This is a genomic window from Neolewinella aquimaris (assembly GCF_014197245.1).
Taxonomy (GTDB): domain Bacteria; phylum Bacteroidota; class Bacteroidia; order Chitinophagales; family Saprospiraceae; genus Neolewinella; species Neolewinella aquimaris.
In genome coordinates, this window is record NZ_JACIFF010000010.1 from 70,452 (window position 1) to 96,229 (window position 25,778).

At 59.8% G+C, this 25,778-nt stretch carries 19 protein-coding genes; 15 read left to right on the forward strand and 4 right to left on the reverse strand.

The genetic code is table 11. The annotated features are described in order from the left end of the window. The first annotated feature begins 78 nt into the window (after window positions 1–78). From GGR28_RS17360 to GGR28_RS17370, 3 genes are all read left to right on the forward strand, one after another. Entirely contained in the window at window positions 79–912 is an 834-nt protein-coding gene (locus GGR28_RS17360; protein ID WP_183497100.1) for an SDR family oxidoreductase, read from the forward strand. A gap of 178 nt (window positions 913–1,090) precedes the next feature. Then, window positions 1,091–1,699, forward strand: a complete 609-nt coding sequence (locus GGR28_RS17365; RefSeq protein ID WP_183497101.1) for a flavin reductase family protein — start codon at window positions 1,091–1,093, stop codon at window positions 1,697–1,699. Between the two features lie 78 nt (window positions 1,700–1,777). Next, a complete protein-coding gene (locus GGR28_RS17370; protein WP_221233933.1) occupies window positions 1,778–3,427 on the forward strand; it encodes a S41 family peptidase in 1,650 nt (549 codons plus the stop codon). A gap of 194 nt (window positions 3,428–3,621) precedes the next feature. Here GGR28_RS17370 and GGR28_RS17375 read toward each other — a convergent pair whose 3' ends face one another. Further along, window positions 3,622–5,571, reverse strand: coding sequence for a SulP family inorganic anion transporter (locus GGR28_RS17375; protein ID WP_183497102.1), 1,950 nt, complete (start codon window positions 5,569–5,571; stop codon window positions 3,622–3,624). Between the two features lie 77 nt (window positions 5,572–5,648). Further along, complete coding sequence (locus GGR28_RS17380) at window positions 5,649–7,415, reverse strand: ABC transporter ATP-binding protein (RefSeq protein WP_183497103.1); 1,767 nt, start codon at window positions 7,413–7,415, stop codon at window positions 5,649–5,651. Between the two features lie 121 nt (window positions 7,416–7,536). Here GGR28_RS17380 and GGR28_RS17385 point away from each other — a divergent pair, with 121 nt between their 5' ends. The 11 genes from GGR28_RS17385 (at window position 7,537) to GGR28_RS17435 (ending at window position 20,239) form a co-directional block, all read left to right on the forward strand. Further along, entirely contained in the window at window positions 7,537–7,899 is a 363-nt protein-coding gene (locus tag GGR28_RS17385) for a DUF2237 family protein (RefSeq protein WP_183497104.1), read from the forward strand. Between the two features lie 114 nt (window positions 7,900–8,013). Next, window positions 8,014–9,285, forward strand: coding sequence for an efflux RND transporter periplasmic adaptor subunit (locus GGR28_RS17390; protein ID WP_246416821.1), 1,272 nt, complete (start codon window positions 8,014–8,016; stop codon window positions 9,283–9,285). Next, a complete protein-coding gene (locus GGR28_RS17395; RefSeq protein WP_183497105.1) occupies window positions 9,282–10,784 on the forward strand; it encodes a TolC family protein in 1,503 nt (500 codons plus the stop codon). The genes GGR28_RS17390 and GGR28_RS17395 overlap by 4 nt, the downstream gene beginning before the upstream one ends. A gap of 101 nt (window positions 10,785–10,885) precedes the next feature. Continuing rightward, the gene (locus GGR28_RS17400) at window positions 10,886–11,551 is read left to right on the forward strand and encodes an ABC transporter ATP-binding protein (protein WP_183497106.1); all 666 of its coding nucleotides are present in this window, start codon (window positions 10,886–10,888) and stop codon (window positions 11,549–11,551) included. Window positions 11,552–11,591: 40 nt separating this feature from the next. After that, on the forward strand, window positions 11,592–12,920 hold the full coding sequence (locus GGR28_RS17405; RefSeq protein WP_183497107.1) for an ABC transporter permease: 1,329 nt from the start codon (window positions 11,592–11,594) through the stop codon (window positions 12,918–12,920). A gap of 11 nt (window positions 12,921–12,931) precedes the next feature. Next, window positions 12,932–14,113, forward strand: a complete 1,182-nt coding sequence (locus tag GGR28_RS17410; RefSeq protein WP_183497108.1) for an ABC transporter permease — start codon at window positions 12,932–12,934, stop codon at window positions 14,111–14,113. Between the two features lie 91 nt (window positions 14,114–14,204). After that, on the forward strand, window positions 14,205–15,527 hold the full coding sequence (locus GGR28_RS17415) for a sigma-54-dependent transcriptional regulator (RefSeq protein WP_319936746.1): 1,323 nt from the start codon (window positions 14,205–14,207) through the stop codon (window positions 15,525–15,527). A gap of 31 nt (window positions 15,528–15,558) precedes the next feature. Beyond that, complete coding sequence (locus GGR28_RS17420; protein ID WP_183497109.1) at window positions 15,559–16,833, forward strand: sensor histidine kinase; 1,275 nt, start codon at window positions 15,559–15,561, stop codon at window positions 16,831–16,833. A 73-nt stretch (window positions 16,834–16,906) separates the two neighbouring features. Next, a complete protein-coding gene (locus GGR28_RS17425) occupies window positions 16,907–17,269 on the forward strand; it encodes a BlaI/MecI/CopY family transcriptional regulator (protein ID WP_183497110.1) in 363 nt (120 codons plus the stop codon). Further along, window positions 17,266–19,515, forward strand: a complete 2,250-nt coding sequence (locus GGR28_RS17430; protein ID WP_183497111.1) for a M56 family metallopeptidase — start codon at window positions 17,266–17,268, stop codon at window positions 19,513–19,515. Before GGR28_RS17425 ends, GGR28_RS17430 begins: the two co-directional genes overlap by 4 nt. Window positions 19,516–19,549: 34 nt before the next feature. Continuing rightward, complete coding sequence (locus GGR28_RS17435; RefSeq protein ID WP_183497112.1) at window positions 19,550–20,239, forward strand: endonuclease III domain-containing protein; 690 nt, start codon at window positions 19,550–19,552, stop codon at window positions 20,237–20,239. On the opposite strand, the gene GGR28_RS17440 is transcribed toward GGR28_RS17435, so the two are convergent. Continuing rightward, window positions 20,236–21,057, reverse strand: coding sequence for an SDR family NAD(P)-dependent oxidoreductase (locus GGR28_RS17440; RefSeq protein ID WP_183497113.1), 822 nt, complete (start codon window positions 21,055–21,057; stop codon window positions 20,236–20,238). The genes GGR28_RS17435 and GGR28_RS17440 overlap by 4 nt on opposite strands. A gap of 18 nt (window positions 21,058–21,075) precedes the next feature. After that, complete coding sequence (locus GGR28_RS17445) at window positions 21,076–23,289, reverse strand: patatin-like phospholipase family protein (protein ID WP_183497114.1); 2,214 nt, start codon at window positions 23,287–23,289, stop codon at window positions 21,076–21,078. Between the two features lie 201 nt (window positions 23,290–23,490). Between GGR28_RS17445 and GGR28_RS17450 the strand changes: the two genes are divergently transcribed. Further along, window positions 23,491–25,746, forward strand: coding sequence for a hypothetical protein (locus GGR28_RS17450; protein WP_183497115.1), 2,256 nt, complete (start codon window positions 23,491–23,493; stop codon window positions 25,744–25,746). The last annotated feature ends 32 nt before the right edge of the window (window positions 25,747–25,778 follow it).

Here is a 25,778-nt window from a genome sequence, read left to right on the forward strand (position 1 = left end):
CGATAGCTATCGGGGCAATAGTACAATGCGGCCTCAGGCCGCGAAAGCAAAATGCGGTCTCCGACCGCGACTCTCCCTATGAACCACAAAAGCATCCTCATCACCGGCGTCTCCACCGGCATCGGCCTCGTCACCGCCCGGGACCTTCTCCGCCGCGGCTTCCGTGTCTACGGCAGCGTCAGGTCTCCACTGAGTGAGGATGAGTCGAACGACTTAGCCCACCACCCGCAGTTCACCGAACTCCACTTCGATGTACGCGACCGCGAAGCCATCCGGGCCGGTATTCAGCGTATAACGGACGAGGGTCACCACCTCGTCGGAGTGGTCAACAACGCGGGAGTGGCCGTGCCCGGCCCCATCGAAACAACCGACGAAGCGGAGTACCGCCGCCAGTTCGACGTGAACGTTTTCGGCTTGATCTCCGTCTGCCAGGAAAGCTTGCCGCTCCTCCACGCCGCCCGCGACGCAGGCCATCATCCCCGCATCGTCAACGTCAGCAGCGTGAGCGGCTACCTGACTTCCCCCTTTATGGCCTTTTATTCGAGTTCTAAGTTTGCCGTCGAAGCGCTTACCGACGGACTGCGTCGCGAGCTCATGCCCTTCGGCATCGACGTGGTTAGCGTAGCTCCCGGGCCCACCAAGACGCCCATCTGGGCCAAGGGGCGGGAGCAAACCTCGGGCTTCGAGGACAACCGGTACAGCCACCTGATCCCCCAACTGGCTCCCTATACCCAGGCTGCCGAACGGGGTGGTGTGGAGCCTCAGTTGGTTGCCGACGCCATCTATGCGGCACTCACCGATAAGGTCCCCCGCGCCCACGTGCTGATCATGAAAAAGCGGTGGCTGGCCAAGCTGATCCGCCACGCGCCGAAACGGGTGCAGGATCGCTTCTTCACCAAGCGTGTCCGGTAAAATGCGGCCTCCGTACGATGCGGCCTCTGGCCGCGCAAACCAAACAACCTTCCTTGCGCTTATATCCTTGAATTCAAGCGCAGCCGGAGGCTGCTTCGTACTGTCGCTGCCGGAGGCAGCGTTTTACAGCGCAGCCGGAGGCTGCTTCCCACATCGCTGCCGGAGGCAGCATCGTACTATGCACATCACTCCCGAATCCCTCTCCTCCCGCGACCGCAACTTCCGCCGCAACTTCTACAACACCCTGCCCGGCCCGCGCGGCGTGCACTTGATTGGAACAAAGGGGCACCGCGGTACCGAAAACCTTGGCGTATTCAGCTCGGTGGTGCACCTGGGGGCGAGCCCGGCCCTGCTCGGCTTTCACCTGCGGCCACTGACGGTGCCCCGCCACACCTACCACCACTTGAAGGCACAGGGGTGGTTTACCCTCAACACACTGCACCCGGAATTTCTGGAGGCTGCTCACCGGACAAGCGCGAATTTTCCCCTAGGGGAATCGGAATTTGCCGCGACCAGCCTGACTCCTCTCTACAGCGAAAACTGTCCGGCCCCCTACGTGCAGGAAAGCCGGGTGCGCATCGGGCTGACCTTCGAGGAGGAACACCACATTGCCGCGAACGATACGCTGTTCATTGTCGGTCGGGTGCGGGAGATCTTCGTGCCGGACGAAGCGGTGGAAGAAAGCGGGCACGTAAACCACGCATTGCTGCAGACGCTTGCGGTGACCGGCCTGGATACTTACCACCGGACTACGGGTGCGGAACGGTTGCCCTACGCTCGTCCGTAAGTTCATTGCTCCTGCGTTCCCGCCTAAAATCTTGTTTGCCTGCTAATCGTTAACTTAGGGTATTGCAAAATCGAACAGATGTCACTAAGGAAAAAAATACTGGGCAAGGGCCCGATACTTATCGGAAGTGCCATCCTTTTGGTGGGGCTCACGGCGGCTACGGTCAGTCCGATCAACGATAAATACTTCGAGATCATGAAGGCCATCGAAGTGTACACGAACGTGTATAAAGAGGTGAATACCTACTACGTGGATGAGATCGAACCGAATAAGCTAATGCGGACCGGCATCGAAGCAATGGTCGGCTCTCTGGATCCCTATACCAACTACATCAGTGAGACCGACGTGGAAACCGCCCGGCTGCGGCAGAGCGGACAGTACCAGGGCATCGGTGCCGAGATCGAATACATTGACGGACTGCCGACCATCCTGACCCTCTACCGCAACCAGCCCGCCGACGCCGCCGGCCTCAAAACCGGGGACCGCCTGTTGCAGGTCGACGGCCGCGAAACCGCCCAGTACAACCGCGAGCAACTCGAGGAGATCATGCGCGGCTTCCCCGGTACCGTTATGAAGTTGACCGTGGACCGCCCCGGAGTCGGTAACCAGGAACTCGAACTCGTGCGTGGTGATGTAGACATCCCCAATGTGCCCTACTTCGGAATGTTGGAGCAAAACGTGGGCTACGTAGCCCTGACTACTTTTACCCAGCAGGCCGCCAAAAACGTACGCGATGCCGTGACCCAATTGCGGGCCGAAAATCCCAACATGACCGGCGTGGTGCTTGACCTGCGCGGCAACGGCGGCGGACTGCTGAACGAGGCCGTTGACATTGTCAACATTTTTGTGCCCAAGGGAGAAGCGATCGTAACGACGAAGGGAAAGGTCCGCGACTGGGACCGCAGCTATGCGACCAAGGGCAATCCCCTCGATACCGAGCTTCCCGTAGCCGTGCTCATCAACGGCCGCTCGGCCTCGGCTTCCGAGATCGTATCGGGTGCCCTGCAGGACCTCGATCGCGGCGTGCTGATCGGTCAGCGGAGCTACGGCAAGGGACTGGTGCAGAACATTATGGAAACCGGCTACGGAAGTCGGGTGAAGATCACTACGGCTAAGTACTACATTCCCTCCCAGCGCTGCATTCAGGCCATCGAGTACCGCGACGGAAAGCCCTTCGACATTCCCGACAACGAACGGGCGGAGTACCAAACGCGTGCCGGCCGACCGGTACTGGGCAGCGGTGGGGTTGCCCCCGATATCGAGGTGGACGTGCTGGGTAAGAACAACGTAGCCCAGGGCCTGCTCGAGGATTACATCATCTTCGATTTCGTGAACGACTGGGTGCGCGATCACCCGACGATTGACTCGGTTGCGGATTTCCACTTCAAGGACTGGGACAAATTTGAGGCCTTCCTCAATCGCGCCGACTTCAGTTTTACCTCCAAAGCGGAGGAGTTCCTGGAAAAGGCCGCCGAGAGCGCGCAGGAAGAGGGCTACGATATTACCGCAGATTTATCCGCGATCCAGGAAAAGGTAGACCGCGAACAGGCTGCTGCAATTGAGAGCCTGAAGACGGAGATCACCGGCATTATCGAAAAGGAAATTGCCGGGCGCTACTACTACCAGCGCGGTCAGGTGCAGATGGGGCTCCGCAACGACAAGGAAGTACAGGAAGCCATCGCGGTGCTTAACGACCGGGCACGCTACGACCAGTTGCTGACGAAGTAGAGGGATCGCCTGGATCGCACGATCCTCAGAATGCTCTCCTTTGCGGAGGCGGACAACAATGCGGCTTACGGGCTACGGCACTCGCCTGCCGGACGACTGATCTCGCTGCAAAACGAGCCGCCGCGGGCCGCCTACGCGACCCGAACGACGTGGAGCAACTCGAAAAGGGCAGACGTTAGTTACCCGAACGCAGGCTACATCTCATCGATATTCTCTCCGATCACCGGCTTGCTGTTTATCTGCTCGGTGGAAACCTCATCAAGGTTGCCCGCTTCGAGGCGCTTGCTGAGCCAGGCACGTGCCTCCGCGAAGGTCTCAAAGCAGTGCTCCGGCGGCACGAGACCGGGAACGAGGTTGATGCGCTCCATCATGTCCCGCAACTGGGCGTTCATGCCGGTGAATACGACGGCAATTCCGCGACTGTGCATGTCGAGAATGGCATCCTCCAACGCGTAGAGGCCCGACTGGTCGATGTAGGGTACGCGACCGAGTCGGATGATCACCACTTCCACGGTGGGTAGATTCTGAATCATGGTCTGGAAGGAGGAAACGAAGCCGAAGAACAGCGGCCCTTCGAGGTGCTTGATGAACACCCGGTCGCCAATGCGCTGAATGAGGTTACCCTCGTCCGCCCATGGCTTTTCCCGACTGAATTCTTCCAGGCTGGAACTGCTGGCACCCGCTTCGACCGTGTCGGCGGTCTTCTTCATGAAGAGTACGGCGGCCAGGACCATGCCGATGGCTACGGCCTCGAGCAGTCCTACGAATACCGTCAGCAGCAGAACCAGGATCATAACGACCGAGTCGCCCTTGGGTACGCTGCGCAGGTGGCGGAAGCCCTTGTAGTCGATGATGCCAATGCCTACGGTGATGAGAATGCCCGCCAGTACACCATTGGGGATGTAGGCGACAATGCCACTGATGCCTAGGAGTACCAGCAATAGGAAGATACCGGCGATCATACCGGAGATCTTGGTTTTACCGCCCGACTGGACGTTGATCACCGTCCGCATGGTCGCACCGGCACCCGGCAGTCCACCGATGAAGGCTGCGGCCATGTTGCCGATGCCCTGACCGATGAGTTCCTGATCCGGGTCGTGCTTGGTTTTGGTGATGTTGTCGGCTACGACGGAGGTCAGCAGGGAGTCAATGGCACCAAGAGCAGCGAGAGTGAAGGCAAATTCGATGATGCGCATCAGCATACTCGTATTGGCAAATTGACCGAAGAAGTCAAAATAGAAGGGGGGCAGCCCTTCTTCCACCGCACCGATCACCGGCACCTTTCCGGGCATAAAGAAGTAGGCCACCAGCGTCATGACGATCAGTGCCGCCAGGCTGGACGGGATGATTGACGTTATTCGCTTAAAGCCGTAAATGATGATGATGGTACCTACGGCGAGTATGACGTTGAACCAGTTGATGCCTCCGGGAGTCGAGAACGGCCGGTGAACGTTGCTGATGGTGCCCACCGTACCGCTAGCGCGACGTCTGGCCAGGCGCGTGGCTTCGGTGCGGATTTCCTCGTTCGTTACCTGGGAAAATCTTCGGTTCGTTTCCGCGATGACCGTGGCGTCCATCACGCCCTTAAGCGCGCCGTCGGCTTCCTCCTCCCGGATGATCTTCTCGAGGATCTGTTCCTCGGCGTGGGGCATCCGATCCACGATCAATTCTTCGTCGTTGCCCGGGTTGTACCCCAGGGCGGGGAAGATCTGAGTTATTATAATGATCACCCCGATACCGCTCATGAAGCCGGAGACCACCGGATAGGGTATGTACTTTATGTACCTGCCCAGTTTAATGACGCCGAAGAGCATTTCGATCAGGCCGGCCAGAAAGAAGGTGGCGAGAATGAGGGGCAATGCCTCCTGCACGGTCTCCGCGCCCGATTCGACGATCGCGTTGGCGATAATGGCCGATGACACCACCGTCATGGGTGCGGTAGGACCACTAACCTGGGTGGCCGTACCACCGAAGAGGGCGGCAAGGATGGCGATGGCAATAGCACCGTAGAGGCCCGCCATGGGGCCGAGTGCCGTCTGGGCACCGAAAGCTAATGCGAGGGGGAGGGCGACGATACCCGCCGTGAGTCCGCCAAAAAAGTCGCCACGAAGGTTAGAAAAATCGAAGGTAAAGGGATTGGTCATTATGCTCTTTTAGTAAAGGGAAGCAAGCTTTGTAAACGGAAAAAATTAAAGTTGTTTATGCCAAAATTAGAAAAATCTTATTCGGCTGCCTCTAAAAACTGCATTTCGTACAGTTCCCGGTAGCGCCCCTCCTCATTCTGCAGGAGCTCTTCGTGGGGGCCGATTTCTTTGATCTCTCCCTTTTCGAGTACCATAATGTTGTCCGCGTTACGAATGGTGCTCAGGCGGTGGGCAATCACGATGCTGGTCCGCCGATCGATCAATTTTTCAATGGCGTGCTGAATGACACCCTCGGTTTCGGGATCTACACTGCTGGTCGCCTCATCGAGAATGAGAATATCCGGATCGAAGACCAGCGCCCGTACGAAGGAGATCAACTGCCGCTGACCCATGCTCAGGGTAGCACCACGTTCCATCACGTCGTAGTCGTAGCTGCCGGGAAGTCGCTCAATAAATTCGTGGGCACCGATGAGCTTGGCGGCTTCGATCACCCGCTCCCGACTAATTTCCGGATCGCGCAGGGTAATGTTTTCGAAGACCGTGCCGGTAAAGAGGAAAACATCCTGCAGGACCATCGCCATCCGGCTGCGTAGGGAGGTAAGCTCGTATTCACGCAGGTCGTGACCGTCGATACAGATTTCCCCCTTCTGGTATTCGTAGAAGCGGTTGATCACGTTGGTGATCGTCGTCTTGCCGGAGCCGGTGCTGCCCACGATGGCCAGCGTTTCTCCGCTCCTGAGCTTGAAACTGAGGTCCTTGAGGATCCAGTCAATGCCAGTGTAGGCGAACCAGACGTTCTTAAATTCTACCTCTCCAGTTAGGCTTTCCGGCTTCAACGTACCCGTATTCTCGATCTGGTCGTCACGGTCGATCACCTTGAAGACCCGCTCGGAGGCCACCAGGCCCATCTGCAGCGTGTTGAACTTATCGGCCAGTACCCGGATCGGGCGGAAGAGCATGTTGATGTAAATCGGGAAGGCGACCAGGGCTCCCAATGTCACGCCGCCGGCTCGAGCTACGTCCTGTGCTCCCCACCAGACCATCAGGGCCAGGCTGGCCGCGGCGATGATGTCTACCGTCGGAAAGAAGATGGCATAATACAGGATGGCGTCGATGTTGGCCTTGCGGTAGTCCTTGTTGATGTCCGCAAATTTGCGGGCTTCCGCCCGTTCGGCATTGAACATCTGCACGATGCGCATCCCCGTAATGCGCTCCTGCAGAAAAGCGTTCATCTTCTGAATTTGGGTGCGCACCTGCTGGTAAGACCGTTTCACGGCTTCCTTAAAGATGTAGCTGGCCAGCATCAGGAAGGGCATGGTCGTCAGGCAGATCAGGGTCAGCCGCCAACTGGTGGTGAGCATGATGGCGAGCACGGCGAAGATCGACATCAGGTCGGCCAGAATGGTGATCACCCCCTCGGCGAAGATGCTGTTGATCGACTGAATGTCGTTGATCGTGCGGGTCGTGGAGGTCCCGATGGGCGTCTTATCAAAGTAACTGAGGCGCAGGCTGTTGATGTGGCTGAATACCTTCACCCGCAGGTCCCGAATGACCGACTGCCCCAGCCAGTTGGAGCTGTATACGAAGGAGTAACGACAAAGGGCTTCCAGAATAAGCAGACCGGCGATTACGAGGGCCCAGAAGGTGAGTCCGCTGGTATCGCCTACGAAAACGTAATCGTCGACCATCTTCTGGATCAGGCGGGGACGTGCGATGGAAAGCGGGGCCAGCACCACGGCCAGCGTAATGGCCAGAATGGCAACCTTCTTATATGGCTTAGCCAGCGCAAGAACCCGCCAGAGGAGGTACAGGTCGAATTTTTGCTTCTCTTCTTTGGTGGCCATGAAGTGGTGTAACACGTGGCCGGCTTTTTGGGTCGCTTTGGGCAACAAGTTTTTATGGGCGGGCGCGCGGGAGCAATCCAATTTCGGTCAAACCAGCGGCGGCACGACCCGTTATACCCGTATGAAGAACGTACTCGGAACCCCCCTCCAGTCCTGCTGCACCGATCCGATGACCGGTTACTACCGCGATGGGTCGTGCGCGACCGGACCGACGGACACTGGCCGACACGTCGTGTGCGCCGTGATGACGGAAGAATTCCTGACCTTCAGCAAATCAAGGGGCAACGACCTGAGTACCCCGATCCCCGCCTATGACTTTCCCGGACTGAAGCCCGGCGACGGCTGGTGCCTCTGCGCGCTGCGCTGGAAAGAGGCCTTCGATGCCGGGATGGCACCAGCCGTGAAACTCGAGTCCACCCACGAAGCCGCCCTGAAGTACATCTCCTTCGAAGCCCTGCTTGAGCACAAACTGGTCAATCACTAAGCGAGATGTGGTGCCCGGTAGCGTCCGGACCCGGACGGACGGTGTTCGATACCGAACACATCGCAAACTGTTTCATTCGTAGGTGGCTGATATTCAAGAGCCGTAATTTGTGGCATGCTTCCTGCTATTGGGGTAGGCATGGATCGAAGCATCGACACAAAAGAGATCAACCGCCGCCGCCGCAACACCTTCCTTCGCTGGGCTGCGGGTGCCGTGGGGGTCGGGCTGCTGGCTTGGTTCGGACTACGGTCGCTGCGTCCCTCCGCGGATGAAGATACCCTGCGCATCGCTACGGTCGAACGGGGCGAGGTGGTCAACACGGTGAATGCTACCGCACTGGTCCTTCCCGCATTTGAGGAGCAAATCAACTCCCCCGTAGCTACGACGATCGATGAGGTACTGCGGACCGCGGGGACCGAAGTCGCCGCCGGCGAACTGTTAATGAAGCTCGACCGCGACTACGTCCAGCTGCAACTCGACGGTCGCCGCGACCAGCTCGCCGTAAAGGAAAACAGCATCGGCCTGCTCGGACTGGAGTACGAGCGCGATCTGCAGGAGCTTACCTATAACGCCGAGATCAAAAAACTGGAACTTTCCGCCGCCCGGGCCCAACTCGCCGATGCGCGCCGCCTGCTCGGTGTCGGTGGGGCCACCCAGGAGGAAGTGGAAGCCGCCGAGCTCGCCGTCCAGATCAGCGAACTGGAATCGAAAAAGCTCGACAATCAACTCGCCTACAGCCACAACAGCCTCGCCGGCCGTAAACGCCAACTCCAGTTGGAGGTAGGCATGGAAGAAAAAGAGGTGAGCCAGTTGAGCCGCCGCCTCCGGGAGACGGAGGTGCGCGCGCCGCGGGCCGGTGTAATCACCTGGGTGAACGAGAACATCGGGCAACAGGTAACCGAAGGCACCGCGCTGGTCCGTATCGCCGACCTGGGTCGTTACAAGGTAGAGGGCAGCGCATCGGACCGGTACGCCGACCAGCTTGCCGTTGGGCTTCCGGTAGAAGTGCGGACCCCCACCACCCGCCTGTCGGGAAGGGTGACCGCCATTCTCCCCGAAGTGACCGACAACCTCGTGCGGTTCCGGGTCGAGCTGGACGAGCCCAGCCACGCCGACCTACGGCCCAACCTCCGCGCTGAATTGTACGTCATTACCAACCGCGTCGACGACGTAGTAAGGGTCAAAAACGGACCGGCCTTCCGGGGCGGGAGATTGCAGTCGATCTTCGTCGTGGAGGGAGGGGAGGCCGTCCGCCGGGAAGTGCAGATCGGGATGCGCAACGGCGACTTCGTAGAAATCACCGATGGCCTCCGCCCCGGCGACCGCATCATCATTTCCGCCAGCGACGAGCTGGAACGGGTCACCTCCTTTAAACTGGAAGAATGATGCGGGTAGGAAAGAACTTTTTGCGGGCGGTTTTTGGGGTGCCGGGCATAGCGCTTGTCCTCCTTTTGCCCTGCACCCGCGTCCCCGCCCAAACGATTACGCTGAGCGAGCTGCAGCGGGAAGCCGCCGAACGGGCCGAAAACGTACTGATCGCCGACCAGCAAGCCGAAGCCGCCGCGCTGGACCTGCGGGCCTACGAAGCCGGCCTCAAACCCCGCCTCGACCTGGCCGTCAGCCTCCCCAACTACTTCCGTACCTCCACCGAAGTGACGCAGGACGACGGCACGATCGCCTTCCGCGAGATCGAACTGAACAACTCCTCCGTCTCCTTACTGGCCAACCAGCGCATCGCGGCAACCGGCGGCCTCATCGGAGTGGAAACCCGCCTCCAGCGCACCGACAACTTCGCCCTGAACGCCAAACGCTACAACGGCTCCCCAATACGCCTCACCTTCCGGCAGCCCATCCTGGCCTTCAACCCCTGGAAGTGGGACCGCCGCCTGCTGCCCCTGCAAGTCACGGTGAGCGACCGGGCCCTCGCCGCCGCCCGCGCCGACGCCGCCCTGGACGCAACCGTCCTCTTCTTCGATCTCGTAAATGCCGACCAGGAACGCCGCATCGCCGAAACCAACCGGGAGGCCAACCTCACCCTCTTTGCCATCGCCGAAGAACGCTACCGACTCGGAAAGATCAACCGGGGCGACCTGGTGCAGCTCGAACTCGAACAGGCCAGCGCCGAACAGAACCTCCTGCGGGCCGAACGACTGGTCGGGGCCGCCTCCGCCGCCATCCTGCAATTCCTGGGACAAGCCTATACGGGACAAATGCTGCAACCCGCCGCCCCGGAGACCACCGCCTCCCTCACCGACCTCGAGATCACCGCCGCGCGCGCCACCGAGCAACTCGCCGCCCGCCCCGAACTACTCGAGATCTCCCGCCAAATCCTGACCGCCCAGCGCGAAGCGGACCGGATCAAGCGCGACTACGGCCCCCGCCTCGACCTCGACGCCAGCATCGGCCTCATCCGCAACGCCGACGAGCTCGACCCGATCTACAGCGACCCCCAGAGCGAGCGCATCGTAAGCCTCACCTTCGCCGTACCCCTGGTCGATTGGGGAGAACGCCGCGCCCTCAACAAACGATCCGCCACGGAAGTCGCCCTGGCCCAACAGCTCGGACAACGAACGGAACTGAACCTCCAAAGCCAACTCACTCAGCTCCTCGATCAGTGGCGCACCGTGCGCGAAGAGCTCGTGCTCGCCACCCGCATCCGCGACCTCGCCGAAGAACGCTTCACGATCAGCCAGGAAAGCTACACCCTCGGCGCCATCCCCCTCACTGACCTCACCTTCGCCCAGCAAAACCGCGACCAGAATACCCGCTCCTACGCCTCGACCCTCCGCGCCTACTGGCTCACCTACGCTAGTCTGGAACGGCTGACGCTGTGGGACTTTGTAAACGATAAGCCTCTGTACAGGAGTGATGGAGAGAGGGAATGAAGGAGTGAGGGAGTGAAGGCCTTCAAACCCTCAATCCTTCCCCCCTTCAATCCCTCCTCCCTTCAGTCCTTCCATCCTTCAGTCCCTTAATCCTTTTTCCAATGATCGAACTCAACAACATCTCCAAATCCTACCGTACCGACACCATCGAGACGCTGGCCCTGCAGCATATGAACCTGAGTGTGCCGGCGGGTGAATTTCTGAGCATTATGGGGCCCTCCGGCTGCGGCAAATCGACCCTGCTGAATATTATGGGATTGATCGACGAGCCGAGCGAGGGGACGGTGGTACTGGCCGGCCGGGAAGTCACGGATTACAACGGAAGCAAGGTAGCGCGCTTTCGGAACGAGCAGTTGGGGTTCATCTTTCAGAGCTTTCACCTGATCAACGACCTGTCGGTGGTAGATAACGTCGAACTGCCGCTGCTGTACCGGAAATTGGGAGGCAAGGAACGGCGGCGACTGGCACTGGAGGCACTGGCCCGTGTGGGGTTGAGCAATCGTGCTACTCACTTTCCCAATCAGCTGTCGGGCGGACAGAAACAGCGGGTCGCCATCGCCCGGGCCATCGTCGGTAAACCCAACATCATCCTGGCCGATGAGCCCACCGGGAACCTGGATAGCCACATGGGCGGCGAGATCATGGACATCCTGACCCGGCTCAACAAGGACCTCGGCACCACCATCGTGATGGTCACCCACGACGAACGCATGGCCAAACGGACCCACCGGCTCGTACGGCTTAGCGATGGCGAACGGGTGAGTTGAATTTAAAATGTCAAATTTTAAATTTTAAATTTTTACCGCCATGATTAAGAATTATTTACTCCTCGCCCTCAAGGTGCTGCGCCGTAAGCCGTTCTATACCTTCATCAGTCTGTTCGGGATCAGCTTTACCCTCATGATCTTGATGCTGATCACCTCGATGGGGGATGCCCTGTTCGGAGCGAATAAGCCGATGTCGGAGGTGGACCGAATGGTGTTTCTGCCTGCGCTGTCTCGCTACACGCAGTTTTACGACACGATCTACACGATCGACAGCGTACTGATGGACGACGGTACGATGCGGTACGACTCGACCTTCGACACCGAGGAGATTGGCTCGAACAACTCGGATGGCTCCATGAGCTACCATTTTATTACGGAGTACCTCCACGGTCTATCGGACGTGTCGGAGGCAACCGCCTTTTCGCCGAGCAGTTTCGTAGATGGATACCTCGACGGGCGTAAGGTGACCTTCCGGACTTACTATACCGACGGCAATTACTGGAATGTCTTCGACTTTAATTTCCTGCACGGTCTTCCCTACGGCAAGGACGATGTAGATGGGGGCAACCAGATCGCCGTACTGACGGATAAGGCGGCCACCGAGTATTTCGGTGAGGCGAGTGACGACGTGATCGGTCGGGAAGTGACCCTGGGCGATCGCACGTACCGCGTAGGGGGAATCGTCGCCCGACCGCTTAAGGACGATCCCACCATTCAGGGCGATGTGTACCTGCCGGTTACTACCATGGATCGTAGGGCACTGGATGCTAAAACACTAGAAGGATCGTTCAGCGCGGTATTTCTGGCCACCTCGCCGGGCAAACGGGAAAGCATAAAAAAACAGCTCGAGTTCCTGGCCGAGAACTTCGTGATGCCTCCGGAGGAAGATTACGAGGAGATCGCGCTTTATCCCGGCACCGCTACCGAGGTTTTTGCCGGTGGGATCATGCAGGAACGGGACTATGATCTGGCGAAAATGATGTTCTTCATCCCCCTCTTTTTGCTGCTGTTTCTCTTTCTGGCGTTGCCGCTGATCAACCTGATCAACCTGAACGTCAGCCGGGTGTACGAGCGCAAATCGGAGATCGCCGTGCGCAAGGCATTTGGTGCCAGAAGCGCCGATATACTTTACCAATTTATTTTCGAGAACCTGGTGCTCACCTTCATCGGTGGGGCGATCGGTCTGATCCTGGCGTTCTTCGTCATTCGGGCGGTCAACGCCAACGACCTGATCGGGATCGTTCGGCTGTCCTTTTCCTTCAAAGTATTTTTCTACTTCATCGTCGTCATCGTACTCTTCGGACTGCTGTCGGGCCTGCTGCCCGCCCTCCGGATGAGCCGTACCAATATCGGAACCGCACTGCGCTAAATCAATCAACCATGCTTAGTCACTTGATCAAACTGATGTGGAACAAGCGCCGCGCGAACGGCCTCATCTTTCTGGAAATCATCCTGGCCTTTATCGTTTTGTTCGGAGTGTACGCCTTCGCGTTTTACAACTACGACCGGTACAGCTCTCCCCTCGGCTTCAGCTACGAGAACAGCATCGGCCTGAGACTGGATATCGACGACGATATGGACTCCCTCGCGGTACTCGGTTTGCAGGAGCGGATCGTTCGGGAGGTGAGAACAGTCCCCGGAGTGGAGGCCGTCAGCTTCCTCGGTCCCGTCAATCCCTTCGGGGGCAACAACTGGGGTACGGGCAACGACGACAATGGCTTCCAACTCTTCACCCGCATGCTGTTTGCCGACGAGCACTTCGCCGAAACCATGGAACTCAAATTCCGGGAGGGGCGCTGGTTCGAAAAGCGGGACGACAATGCCAAGTACCCGCCGATCGTGGTGAACGGTAAATTTATGGATGAATACTACCCGAATGCCGAAACCCTCCTGGACTCCATCATTATCCTCAGTGGCGACCGCCAGGTGATCGGCGTGGTCGAAGACTTCAAGTACGCCAGCAATTTCGCGGAGAACGAGCCCCTGACCTTCTACCCCCAATCCGGTTTCTACTCCGGCGATCGCCCCCCCTTCGAGCAAATGATCATCCGCACCGCACCCGGCCAGACCGCGGCGGTCGAAGAGCCCATCTACAACCTGGTGACCGCCCTCACCAAAAATACCGACGTCGTGATCTGGAACATGGCGGAGGACCGCATCAAGGCCAACCGACCCGTGGTCATTCCCCTGGTCATCCTGCTCATCATCTCCACCTTCCTGCTCATCAACATCGCCCTGGGCCTCTTCGGCGTGCTCTTCACCCAGATCAACCGCCGCCGCGCCGAGATCGGCCTCCGCAAGGCCATGGGCGCCACGCCCGGCGAGGTCACTGCTCAGTTCGTCGGAGAGATCCTCATTATCACCGTTGCCGGACTACTCCTCGGCACTTTCTTCGCGGTACAGGTCCCCCTCCTCGAGCTCCTCCCCATCCCGCCCAAGTTCTTCTACTTCGGCATCGTAGCCGCCATCGCCACTATCTTGCTCATCGTTACGGTCTGCGCCCTCCTTCCCAGCCGGCAGGCCGCCCGCCTCCACCCAGCCCTCGTCCTCCACGAAGAGTAATTCACGAGCCAACGAGCGTAGCGAGCATCCCCGCTAAATTTAAAATTTAAAATTTCACATTTAAAATTTTCAATTTCTGCGCCTCCTCATCATCGACGACGACCGCACCGTCTGCACCAGCCTCGAGCTTCTGCTCAAGCGGGCCGGCTATACCGTGCGGTGCATCCACTATCCGGGGGAAGCGCTGGCGACGGTGAGCGAGTTTCGGCCCGATCTGGTGCTGCTCGACCTCAACTTCACCATCGAGACCAGCGGGCGCGGCGGAATGAAGCTACTTGGTGAGTTGCTGGCGGCACAGCCCGATCTACCCGTCATTCAGATGACCGGCTGGGCTACGGTACAGCTGGCGGTGGAGGGCATGAAGGCCGGAGCCCGCGATTTCATCGCCAAACCCTGGGATAACCACGAGCTGCTCAACGCCATCAAAACGCAGTTGGACAAGGGCGGGGTCGCAGGTGCAGTGAAAGCCACCAAAACAGCCGACCCCTTTGGCGCAATCATTGGTGAATCGCCGGCCCTACACGCCGTCATCGATCAGGCCAAACGCGTGGCCGGCACCCAGGCTTCCGTGCTGATCACCGGAGAGAGCGGCACCGGAAAAGAACTGGTGGCCGAGGCGATCCACGGTGCCAGTCAGCGGGCGGAAGGCCCCTTCGTTGCCGTAAACCTGGGGGGAGTACCGGAGGGCCTCTTCGAATCCGAACTGTTCGGACACAAGGCCGGTGCCTTTACCGATGCCCGCAGCGACCGCAAGGGGCGCTTCGAACTGGCCGAGGGGGGCACGCTTTTTCTCGACGAGATCGGTGACCTGGCCCCGGCCGCCCAGGTAAAATTGCTGCGAGTACTACAGGAACGCCAGTACGAGCGCCTCGGTGAAAGTAAGCCCCGTCCGACCGACGTCCGCATCATCAGCGCCACCAGCCGCAACCTGGCCAGTATGGTCGCCGCCGGCACCTTTCGGGAGGATCTGCTCTACCGAATCAACCTCATCCACCTGCACCTTCCCGCCCTCCACGAGCGCCCCGGTGACATCGCCCGCCTGGCCGATCACTTCCTTACCAGCGCCCGCCGCCGTTACGACCGCCCGAAACTGAAGTTGAACCCGGAAGCCGTATCCTGGCTACGCCGACAGCCCTTCCCGGGAAATATTCGCCAGCTGCAAAATCTCATCGAGCGTACCGTGATTTTGTCTCCGGTTGACGCCATCGACGCGGGGCAACTGGAGCAACAATCTAGCGGCCCCTCCGCAAGCCTTTCCAACTTTGCCCCCTCCGGCATCACCCTGGAGCAAATGGAAATCAAAATGATCCGCGCCGCCCTTGCCCGCAACGCCGGAGAGATCACCGCCACGGCCCGCGAACTGGGGCTGACGCGAGCGGCACTGTACCGGCGGATCGAGAAATTTAAAATTTAAAATTCCACATTTAAAATTTTAAATTCCTCCCTTGTCCGCTCCCACTAAGTACATCGCGTACCTCACCGTGCTGCACCTCCTGATCGGAGTGATGGCGTACTTCGTGATCGGGCGGGGACCGGTACTGTTGCTGGCGGAGATGGTCCTGCTGCTTTCGGCTTACCTCGGGTACCGGCTCTATGAAGTACTAGTAGCTCCCCTAAATTTGCTGAGCCGGGGCGTGGGGGCGCTGGCCGATCAGGATTTTTCGGTAAAGATGCGGCCGACGGGTAGCCCGGAAATGGACCGGCTCGGACAGGTTTACAACCGCATGATCGACCAGCTGCGAACGGAACGGGTGACCGGCAGGCAGCGGGAAGAATTTCTGGACCGGCTCGTCGGCGCGGCGGAAGTGGGGATCGTCATACTCGATTTTGACGGGGGGGTAGAGTCGGCCAATCCCTGGGTAAGTCAGCGGCGGGAGGCCGATCCTGATTTTGAGCGTTCGGTCCTGGAGCCGGCTTTGCGCCTCGGGGTGGGGGAGAAGCGGGTCTTCACTACGGCCGACAACCGCCGCATCCACGGGGAGTACGCCACCTTCATCGATCGGGGGTTCGAACGCGGATTCGTAGTGCTACAGGACGTGACCGCCGATCTGCTACTGGCCGAAAAGGAGGCGTACGGCAAGGTGATCCGGATGATGGCCCACGAGGTCAATAACTCGAATGCCGCCATCGTATCCCTGCTGCGCTCCCTGCTGGAAATTGCCGGCGATGGGGATCCTATGCTTCCCGACCTGACGAACGAATACCTGCCGCCCGCCATTCACCGGGCCGAAAACCTGACCGGCTTCATGCGCAATTTCGCCCGCGTGGTGCGCCTTCCGGCCCCGCAAAAAACCCGCACCGATCTGAACGAATTGCTGCGTTCCGCGGGCGGGGTCGTGCAGCAGATGCTGAAGGAACACGACATCGCCCTTTCCTACGAACTGTCTTCCCGTCCGGTATGGGTAAGTGCCGATGCCGGACAGCTCGAGCAGGTGGTTATCAATGCCCTGACCAACGCACGGGAGAGCATATCCGCCGGAGGGCGCATCATTCTGAGCAGCCAGGCCAGCCCGCCGGGGTTCACCATCTCGGACGACGGGCCGGGTGTTTCCCCCGGGGTTGCCCATAAGCTCTTCTCGCCCTTCTTCAGCACCAAGATCACCGGACAGGGCGTCGGCCTAACCCTCTCCCGCGATATTCTGGAGGGCCACGGAGCCACCTACCGGCTGCACACCGACGCCGGGGGCTGGACCCACTTTACCGCCACCTTCCCGAGATAAACGAAGGAATACTAATGAATTAGTTGTAATACTAATCCGTTAGTACTATCTTCGTACTAATCAATTAGTAGTTATGCAACGATTAGCCAAGCGCGAGGCGCAACTGATGCAAGTGCTGTGGAAGCTGGAGCGCGCCTTCGTAAAGGAGATCATCGAGGAACTGCCGGAGCCGAAGCCGCACTACAACACCGTTTCGACCATGGTGAAGATCCTGGAGGAAAAGGGATTCGTCGCCCACGAGAAAATAGGCAACGCCTACCGCTTTTTTCCCGTCGTTGCGGAAGAAGACTACCAGAAAAAGGCGGTGGACGACGTCGTAAAGCGCTTCTTCGACAACTCGCCCATGAAGCTGGTCAACTACTTCGCCCGGGAGCAACAGCTCGACACCAATGAGCTCGAACGACTGGTCAAACTCATCAAAAGCCAGGACGCATGAACTACCTTCTCCACGCCGGCACGCTGCTCGCGATCTGCGCCCTGTACTACCACTTCGTGCTGCGCAGCGAAACTTACTTTACCCTTAATCGGTGGCTGCTGATCGGAAGCATAGCGGCCAGTTTTCTCCTGCCCCTGGTGACGGTGCCGGCCGCGCTTTCGCTCCGCGTAGCGTCGACTTCAGTCGTAGCGTCGACTTCAGTCGACCCGCTGCCCGCCCTACCGGTTTTAGCTGACTTACCCGTAGCGTTGACTTCAGTCGACCTGCTGCAAGAACGTACCGGCAGCGTGACGACTGAAGTCGTCGCTACTGATGAGGCATCGAATGTTGTAGGCAGCTTGACGACTGAAGTCGTTGCGACTCAGTGGGTGTGGTACGCCTACCTCGGTGGGGTGCTGCTCTTCGGTCTCCGTCTCTTATTCCAGTTGGCTTTATTGATTGGAAAAACGATCGGCCGGCCGGGGTACCGCCTGGGTGACCTTCGCATCGTCGAGTTGGACGGAGAGGAAGGTCCGTACTCCTTCTGGAACCGCGTGTACCTCAATCCCGGAAACTACGACCGCGCCACCCTCGACTGCATCCTCGATCACGAGCGGGTACACCTCCGACAGGGCCACGGCTTCGACCTCCTGCTTGCCGAACTGCTCCTCGTGGTGCAGTGGTGCAACCCCTTTGCCTGGTGGTACCGCCGGGCGATCGAGGATAACCTGGAATACCTCACGGATGCCCAGGTGCTCCGCCACGGGACCGACCCCGTACACTACCAACTAAGCCTGCTGCGGGTGGCCGCGCCGGTACGGTCCCGCAGTCTCGTAACCCACTACAATCACAGCCTCGAACAACGCATTATTATGATGAAAGCAAAAAGATCCTCCTCCCGCTCCGGCTGGAAGTACCTCGCCCTCCCCCTGCTGCTTCTTTTTTCCCTGACCTCCTTCAATGCGGTAGCGCAGCAGCCCCCGGCACCACCCGAGGCGCCTGCTCCACCCCCGGCTCCCCCGGCACCCACCCCGGCTCCGGCACCGGCCCCCAATCCGGCGCCGGCACCCCTCCCGGCACCCCCCTCCGCACCCGCGCCCCCGCCGCCACCCCCCGCCCCGGCTCCGCCGGCACCCGCCGAAGGAACGGAAACCCGCCGCAGCTGGACCGCCGAAATCGACGGCGACCGCGTGTGCTTCGCCTTCGTGGTCCGGAACAATAACGGCTACTACAACTCCAATTCGGAACGCTGTTTCCCCACCGCCGCCCTGGGTGAACTGCCCCGCGACCGGATCGGAGAATTTTCGCTGACCCGCGAGTCCGGCACGATGACCTTCCGGGGTATGTTCGACGGTGATGAGGGCGTCGGCACCTTTGAGTTTGCGCCCGCCGCCGGCTTTGTGCGGACGGTAGCGGACCAGGGCTTCGGCACCTTCGACAACCGCGAACTGATCCATTTTTTCTTCACCGACATCACGGCCGATTACCTGACGTACCTGCGTAAAGCTTACGATCCCAGCCACGATGAACTGGTGCAGGTCGCCGTCTTTAGCATCGATCAGGCATCGCTTGCCGAGGTCGGTCGGTACCTGACGGCCGCGGGATTCGACACCCCCGGTCTGGAAAAGATCGTGCAGTTGCGCATCTTCAGTATCGATAAGGCGTACATCGACGAATTGGTAGCTGCCGGATTTAGGGGACTCGACCTCGACCAGGTGATCCAGGCCAAAATTCACGGCCTCGATACCGACTTCGTGAAGGAAATGGCGGGCCTAGGCTTCGATAACCTACACTTCGACGAGTTTATTCAGCTCGCGATACATAAGGTCGATGCGGAGTACGTAGCGGAGCTCGCTTCCCTGGGCTTCGAAGGACTTGGGGCACAGGACATCGTCTCGGCTAAAATTCACGGCGTCAGTGCCCGGAAGGCGAAGGAAATGATGGACCTCGGCCTCGAGTTTGATGGTCTGCGGGAGATTCAGGACTTCAGTATTCACAGCGTCACTCCCGGACTGGTGCGCGGTCTGCGCGACCTGGGGTATACGGACCTGGATACCCGCGACTTTATCGACGCCCGCATTCACGGCGTGACCCCCGACTTCGCGGCTTCCTACGCCGATCTGGGTTACGAAGACATCCCCTTCCGCACGCTGATCGACCTGCGTATCCATGGTGTCAGTCCGGAATTCGTGCGCGAAAACCGCCGAGAGGGGGACAGCCTACGCGATATGATCGACTACAAGATCATGCGGCACTCCCGCCGCTAAACATCCGGGGGGTGGGATAACTTTTAGCAGGGTAATGCCCGCCCTCCAACCCGATACCGACCTCCACTACCTCGTTTCCACCCTGCAGGAAACCTACGGACGCCAGACCCGCTACAGCACCAAAACGGCCATTGACCAGCTGATCGCCACCATTCTGAGCCAGCGGACCAACTACGCCGACGAGCGGGCCGCCTACGAAAAGCTGCTGGAAACCTACGGCGACTGGGCCGGGGTCGCGGGTGCCACGGTCGACGGGATCGAGCAGTGCATTCAGACCAGCCGCTGGCCCGAGATCAAGGCCCCCCGCATCAAGGAAATCCTTACCCACGTCATTGAGGAATACGGATCGCCCAATTTAGACTTCCTGGCCGACATGCCAGTCGACGAAGCCCAGGAACTGCTCATGAAACTGCCGGGCGTGGGCTTCAAAACGGCCACCTTCGTGCTGCTGTTCTCCCTGCGTAAGCCGGTGCTGCCGGTCGATACCCACGTACACCGCGTCAGCACCCGCTACGGCATCCTGCCGGAGAAGATCACCCAGGCCAAAAGTCACGGTGCCCTACTGGAAATGCTGCCGGAAAGCGCGGATGAGCTGCTCAACTTTCACAAGCTGCTCTTCAAGCACGGGCAACGGGTGTGCACCTACTCCCATCCCAAGTGCGGACAGTGCGTGGTCAGCGAACGGTGCCGCTACTACCAACATAAGAACGGCAAGCCGACCTAATTTCCCCCCAGAAACTTTTCCGGCTTGTACCAGCGGGCCAGTACCCGTTCGTAGCTGCCCGGCAGCAGGCGCGCGAATTTATCGATCCAGTAGGCATCGCGGCCGATGAGCAGGCGGGTCTTCTTCCTTTCGATGGCCTTAATGATTTGCGCAGCCGCCTCCGCCGCGGTGGTTCTGGCCTGTTTTTCGAAATTGCGGATGAAGCGGTCGCGCTCCCGTTCGTCTTCGATCTCCACGTTGCGGTGGATGTTGGTGGCGATCCCGCCCGGGTGAACGCAGCAAATGTGCAGCAGCTTTCCGAACTCCACGCGGAGGGTTTCCGTGAAGCCGCGCACCGCGAACTTGCTGATGTTGTAGGGTGCTGTACCCGGAAAGCCGAAGAGGCCGAATACGCTGCTGACGTTGACCAGACTAGCCTCATCCCGCTCCCGCAGGTGGGGCAGAAAGGCAAGCGAGCCGTAGACCACGCCCCACAGGTTGACACTCAGGGTTTTTTCGTAGTCCTCCATGGCGATGTTCACGGCGGGTTGCTGGCGTACGCTCATGCCGGCGTTGTTGATCACGACATCGACGCGGCCCAGCGACTGGCGGGTCTCCCGGGCGAAATCATCCATGCTTTCCCGGTCGCCGACGTCGAAGGCGCGGCATAGTCCGCGGGAGTTTACGGGAAGCGCATTCCAGGTTTCCTCCAGGGCATCCAGGTTTCGGTCGTTGAGGGAGAGTACGGCCCCGCGCACCGCGAATTGGCGGGCCAGCTCCCGACCGATGCCGGAGCCTGCGCCGGTAATGACCACCACTTTGTCGTGAAAATCCTTCATACCGACAAGGTAAGCCGGTCAGAACCAATGACCCAGGTTGAAGTACAGCTTCCCGCCCTCGGTGCCGTAGCCGTAGGTAAGTTCGATGGGGCCCAGGGGCGAGTCGATGCCGTAGCCCAGGACACCCGCCGTGATCCAGTCGGCACTGATGGAACTGGGAAATGCCTCCGGATTGCCGATGCGCGCCGTGCGGGCGCCGAGGTGGAGGTAATGATTAGTAAACAGTCGCTGCCGCAAGAACAACTCGGCCATCACCAGATTACTGCCGGAAGCTTCCCCCAGGTCGATGCTCGGGAAGGGCTTGAAGTTGTTCATCAGCTTGCGGTTGTTGCTGCCGAGGTAGTAGCGGTAGGGCAGACTGGTAGCATCCAGAAAGCCACCGGCGGTAGCTTCCAGCCCGATGGCCTGCTTCTCCCCGAGTTGCAGCATGGCCGTGAAGTCAATGTCGGCGTTAAAGGCCCAGCCGTCGTCGTTGCCCGACAGTTCCCGGATGGCCCGCGCCTCGGCGTTGAGCTTGAATCCGCGCAGGGGGAAGTGGGTTTTGTTGAGCTTGTCGTAGAGGAAGTAGACCTTGGGGACGAAGAACATATCGTTGCTGAGGGAGAACAGTCCGGAGGTATCCGCCGAGGCCAATTGATCCGAAGTGGTCGAGTAGTACTTAAAGCCGGCGGACATGCCGGTGAAGCTGTTCTGCGTCTGCCTTACGTCCCAGTACAATTCGGCGTTCAGGTCGGAGAAGCGAAAATCGAGGCGGTCGAAAACGATGCCCAGTCCCTCGTTCTGGGTTTCCTGCACGTCGAACCCCACGTCGGCATAATCGAGGCGACTGCGCAGTCCGAAGGCCGAACCGTTGATGCGATTGATGCGGTAGTCGAAACGGTAGCGCAGTCGGTTACCGGCAATAAGGTCGAGGCTGGTGATGGTGTTATCGATAAGGAGGTCGTAAAGGGTAAGGTTGATCAGCAGGTTGGCGCGGTACTCCTGGTCGTAGTGCAGGCCGAGCCGCAGTTGCTGACCGAAGGCCGGTTGCTGTTCGAAGGTTAGATCGAGGTCGACTTCATCCTGGGCGTCGTCGGTAAATTGCCAGCGGTAGTTGATGTTGGCGTAGCGACCCGTGACGTGGAGGGCGGTAAGCCCGTGGCGAAAATCCTCCCAGCTGATCCGCCCCGGCAGCATATCCTCGAAAAAGCTCAGCACCTGGCGGTCGGACAGTTCGTCGTTGCCGGTGATGTTGACCCGCCGTACGTTGAGGAACTGCGGAATGCGCGCGTCGGACGTATCGCGGGTCGTGGTCACGTTTTGCTGGCGGGCGGCGAGCGAATCCAGTTGCGGCTTCATCTCCAGGGCGGCCAGATAGCCGGCGTTAATGAGGGTATCGATGTCGCTGAAGCTGAGCACCGAGAAGCCGTCCAGCTGCGGCTTAATGTCCAGGTCGGTCACTTCGTACTGTTCCAGATTGCGGCGGTTGGCCTGGAAAAAGGCGATCTGCATGATCAGGTCGCCCACACTCTTGATGTCGCCGGCCTTGAGGGGGTCGGCCTCGACGCTGATACCGAGGATGTAATCCATCCCCTTCGCCTTCACTTCCTCGGCGGGATAGTTGTTGGAAACGCCGCCGTCGGTGAGCAGCCGGCCGTTGAGTTCGTACGGACTGAGTACACCGGGCAGGGCCGCGCTGGCCCGCATGGCTTCGGCGAGCATCCCGGTTTCGATCACGACGTCGTCGCCGGTTTCGAGGTCGGTGGCTACGGCGAGGAAGGGTATAGGTAGCTTGTCGAAGTCGCGGATGTGGCCCACGTCGGCCGTCCAATTGGCAAACAGGTCGTGCACCCGCTGTCCGTCGGAGAGGGCCGTGGGCAGCTGGATGCCGAAGTCCTGCATCGAGATGGAGAGCAGGTACTTTTCGTTGTATATTTTTTCGTAGATGGTCCGGTCTTCGCGGGCCACGGCGTCCTGCAGTTCGCTAAGGATGTCGATGCTTCTCAGCAGTTGTTCCAGCTGGTCGGCGCTGTAGCCGGCGGCGTAGAGTCCGCCCACGATCGCCCCCATGCTGGTGCCGCCGATGTAGTCGACCCGCACGCCGGATTCTTCGATCACGCGCAGGGCTCCGATGTGGGCGTAGCCCTTGGCTCCCCCGCCGCTCAGTACCAGACCCACCTTCACGTCTTCCGTCTGGGCGCGGACGCAGGTGCTGAGAAGTACCAGAAGGAGCAGGGTAAGTTTGGTGGGCATACGGGTGAAAACTAGCGAGAGTACAATAGTACGGTGAGTGGTGATGCCGGTGGGTAGGCACCGCGGGGCAAGGTAAGTGTAACTCAGGGGGGAGGGTCCGTATTGTAGGGATCGCTACGCGAAGAAGGGTTGAACGCGGATTCCGCGGAGGGCCGCGGATTGGGCGCGGATTTTTTACAGTGGCCTGTCTATCTTGCCGAAATGCTTTTCCGTACGGCTATTTTGCTGGTGTTTGGTTTGCTTGTTCCGCTGGGTTTGCACTGCACCTGCGGCCCCGCCCCCTCCTCCTACGCCTATCGTTTTTTAAATCCGCGGGTGGTGGGCTACGATTCGGAACTGGCGCCCTTCTTTTTGCACTTCGGGGAGGTGTACCGCGACCGGCTCACCCAGCCCGCCAATCTGCAGCGCAGCCTTAACGTAGAGGAATGGTACGAGCGATTTTGCGACCAGGCCGCGCTGGAGGAGATCGAGGCCATCGTTTACGACAACAACCTGAACCTGCTGCAACGGCTGCGGCAGCTCCTGAACGATCCGGAGGCCCGCACCGCCGACCTGCCCCCGGCCCTGCAGGCGAATGGGTTTGCGCGTCACTTGCTGGAGGCTAATTGTGTGGAGGTGCTTGACTACCTGATCTTCGCCAAGCGGTGTGAGCCCTTCGTGACGGCGGCGGCGGATGCCTTCGAGCAGCGGACGCTAAACCGGGCGGAAATGGAAGGTTTGCTGGAGGAAGGACTGGAGGTGTTTCCGCGGACGGAGAGCCATTACGTGCGCCTGCGGTATGCTTACCAGTTGATCCGTCTGGCGCACTACCTGCGGGAGTACGACTACGTGCTCGAGCTTTACGGTTACCTCATGCCGAAGGTCAACGCCGATCCCAGCCTGATTTACGACTGGATCGAGGGGCACCGGGCGGGGGCGATGCAATCGCTGGGGCAAATGGCTGAATCGGCCTATGTATTCAGTCGCGTTTTCGAACGGAGTCCGAGCCGGCGGGAGAGCGCTTACCTGAGCTTTAAGATCCAGACCGACGCGCAGTGGCGGGAAGCCCTGCTGCTGTGCCAGAACGACCACGAACGCGCCATGCTGCACGTACTGCGGGCCCACAACGGGCGGGCGGTGGTGTTGGAGGAAATGCGCGACATCTACCGCTACGAGCCCAACAATCACTCCCTCGAACTGCTCACCATGCGCGAGTTGCAGGAGCTGGAGCGCGACCTGCTGGGGGCTGACTTTCGCCGGGGCCACTATACCCCACGCGCCGGGGCGGGGGAGCGGCTGATCGATCTGCAGGCCTTCGTGAACCGGATTATCGAGGAGCGGAAGAGCGCCAACCTCGACTTCTGGCTGTTGGCCCGCGGGGTGCTGGAGATGCTGGCCGGGGATTACTTCTTTGCCGAAGAGACCTTCGCCCGGCTGAAGGGCAGCACCGAAAACGATACCATACGGCAGCAGCTGGCCATTCTCGGCGACGTCATTGACGTACTGGAGCTGAGTCGGGTGACGGACTCCACGGAACTTCGCTACTACGACTTACTGACGGACTCCGAACTGCGCAGCGAGCATCCCGATTTCCGCCGCCTGGTCAACGACAAACTGGAGGCTGCCTACCGGCGTACCGGGCGTATCCCCAAGGCCAATTTGCTGCGGTACGGCTTCGATGCGATCCAGAAGAATCCCTCCATCGATGCCCTGCGGTCACTGGAACGGATGGCCGATAGCCTCAACCGGAATCGCTTCGACCGGGCCCTGCTGCGCGACCGGATCGGTCCCTACGCTACGGACGACATCAATAACCTCATCGGCAACGACTACGTGCAGCGCGGACAGTGGAAAACGGCCATTGAGATCTACCGGCGCATCCCGGCGGAGCGAATGGATGGGTACGGGAGGTTCGCCCCCTTCATTCAGCAGTTAAACGATCGCGTAAACTTCTCCCCGCCTACTGGTCGGCCCACTTACAACAAGCTCCAACTGCTCGAGCGGCTCGACGAGCTGGAGGAACAGGCCGACCGCACGACCAACGATACCATCGCCGCGCGCAACTACTTCAACATCGGGCTGGCCCTGTACAACCTAAGCTACTTCAGCTACAACTGGTCCTTCGCCGATGCCTTTCGCTCCGGCAGTAGCGCCGCCCGCGCCGCCGCCGCCCGTACCCCCGACCGGGTGTTCTCCCACCCCGACGCGCCCCTGGGCAACCAGGAGAACTTTGCCATGGACCAACCGCGCTACTACTTCGAGCGGGCCCTGCGTCGCGCCCCGGACCGGGAAGCCGCCGCTCTGGCCGCCTACTACGCCGCCAAAACGGAGCGCAACGAGTACTACGCGCAGGGTCGGCCGGGAGGGGCAAGGCCCTTCAGTTATTTCCGCTTACTGCGCGATTCTTACGCCGATACCGACTTCTACGACGAGCTGATCGCCGAGTGCAAAACCTTTGCGTGGTTCGTGGGGCGATAGGGGGTTTAAACCGTCCCGCGGCTGGCCGGTTC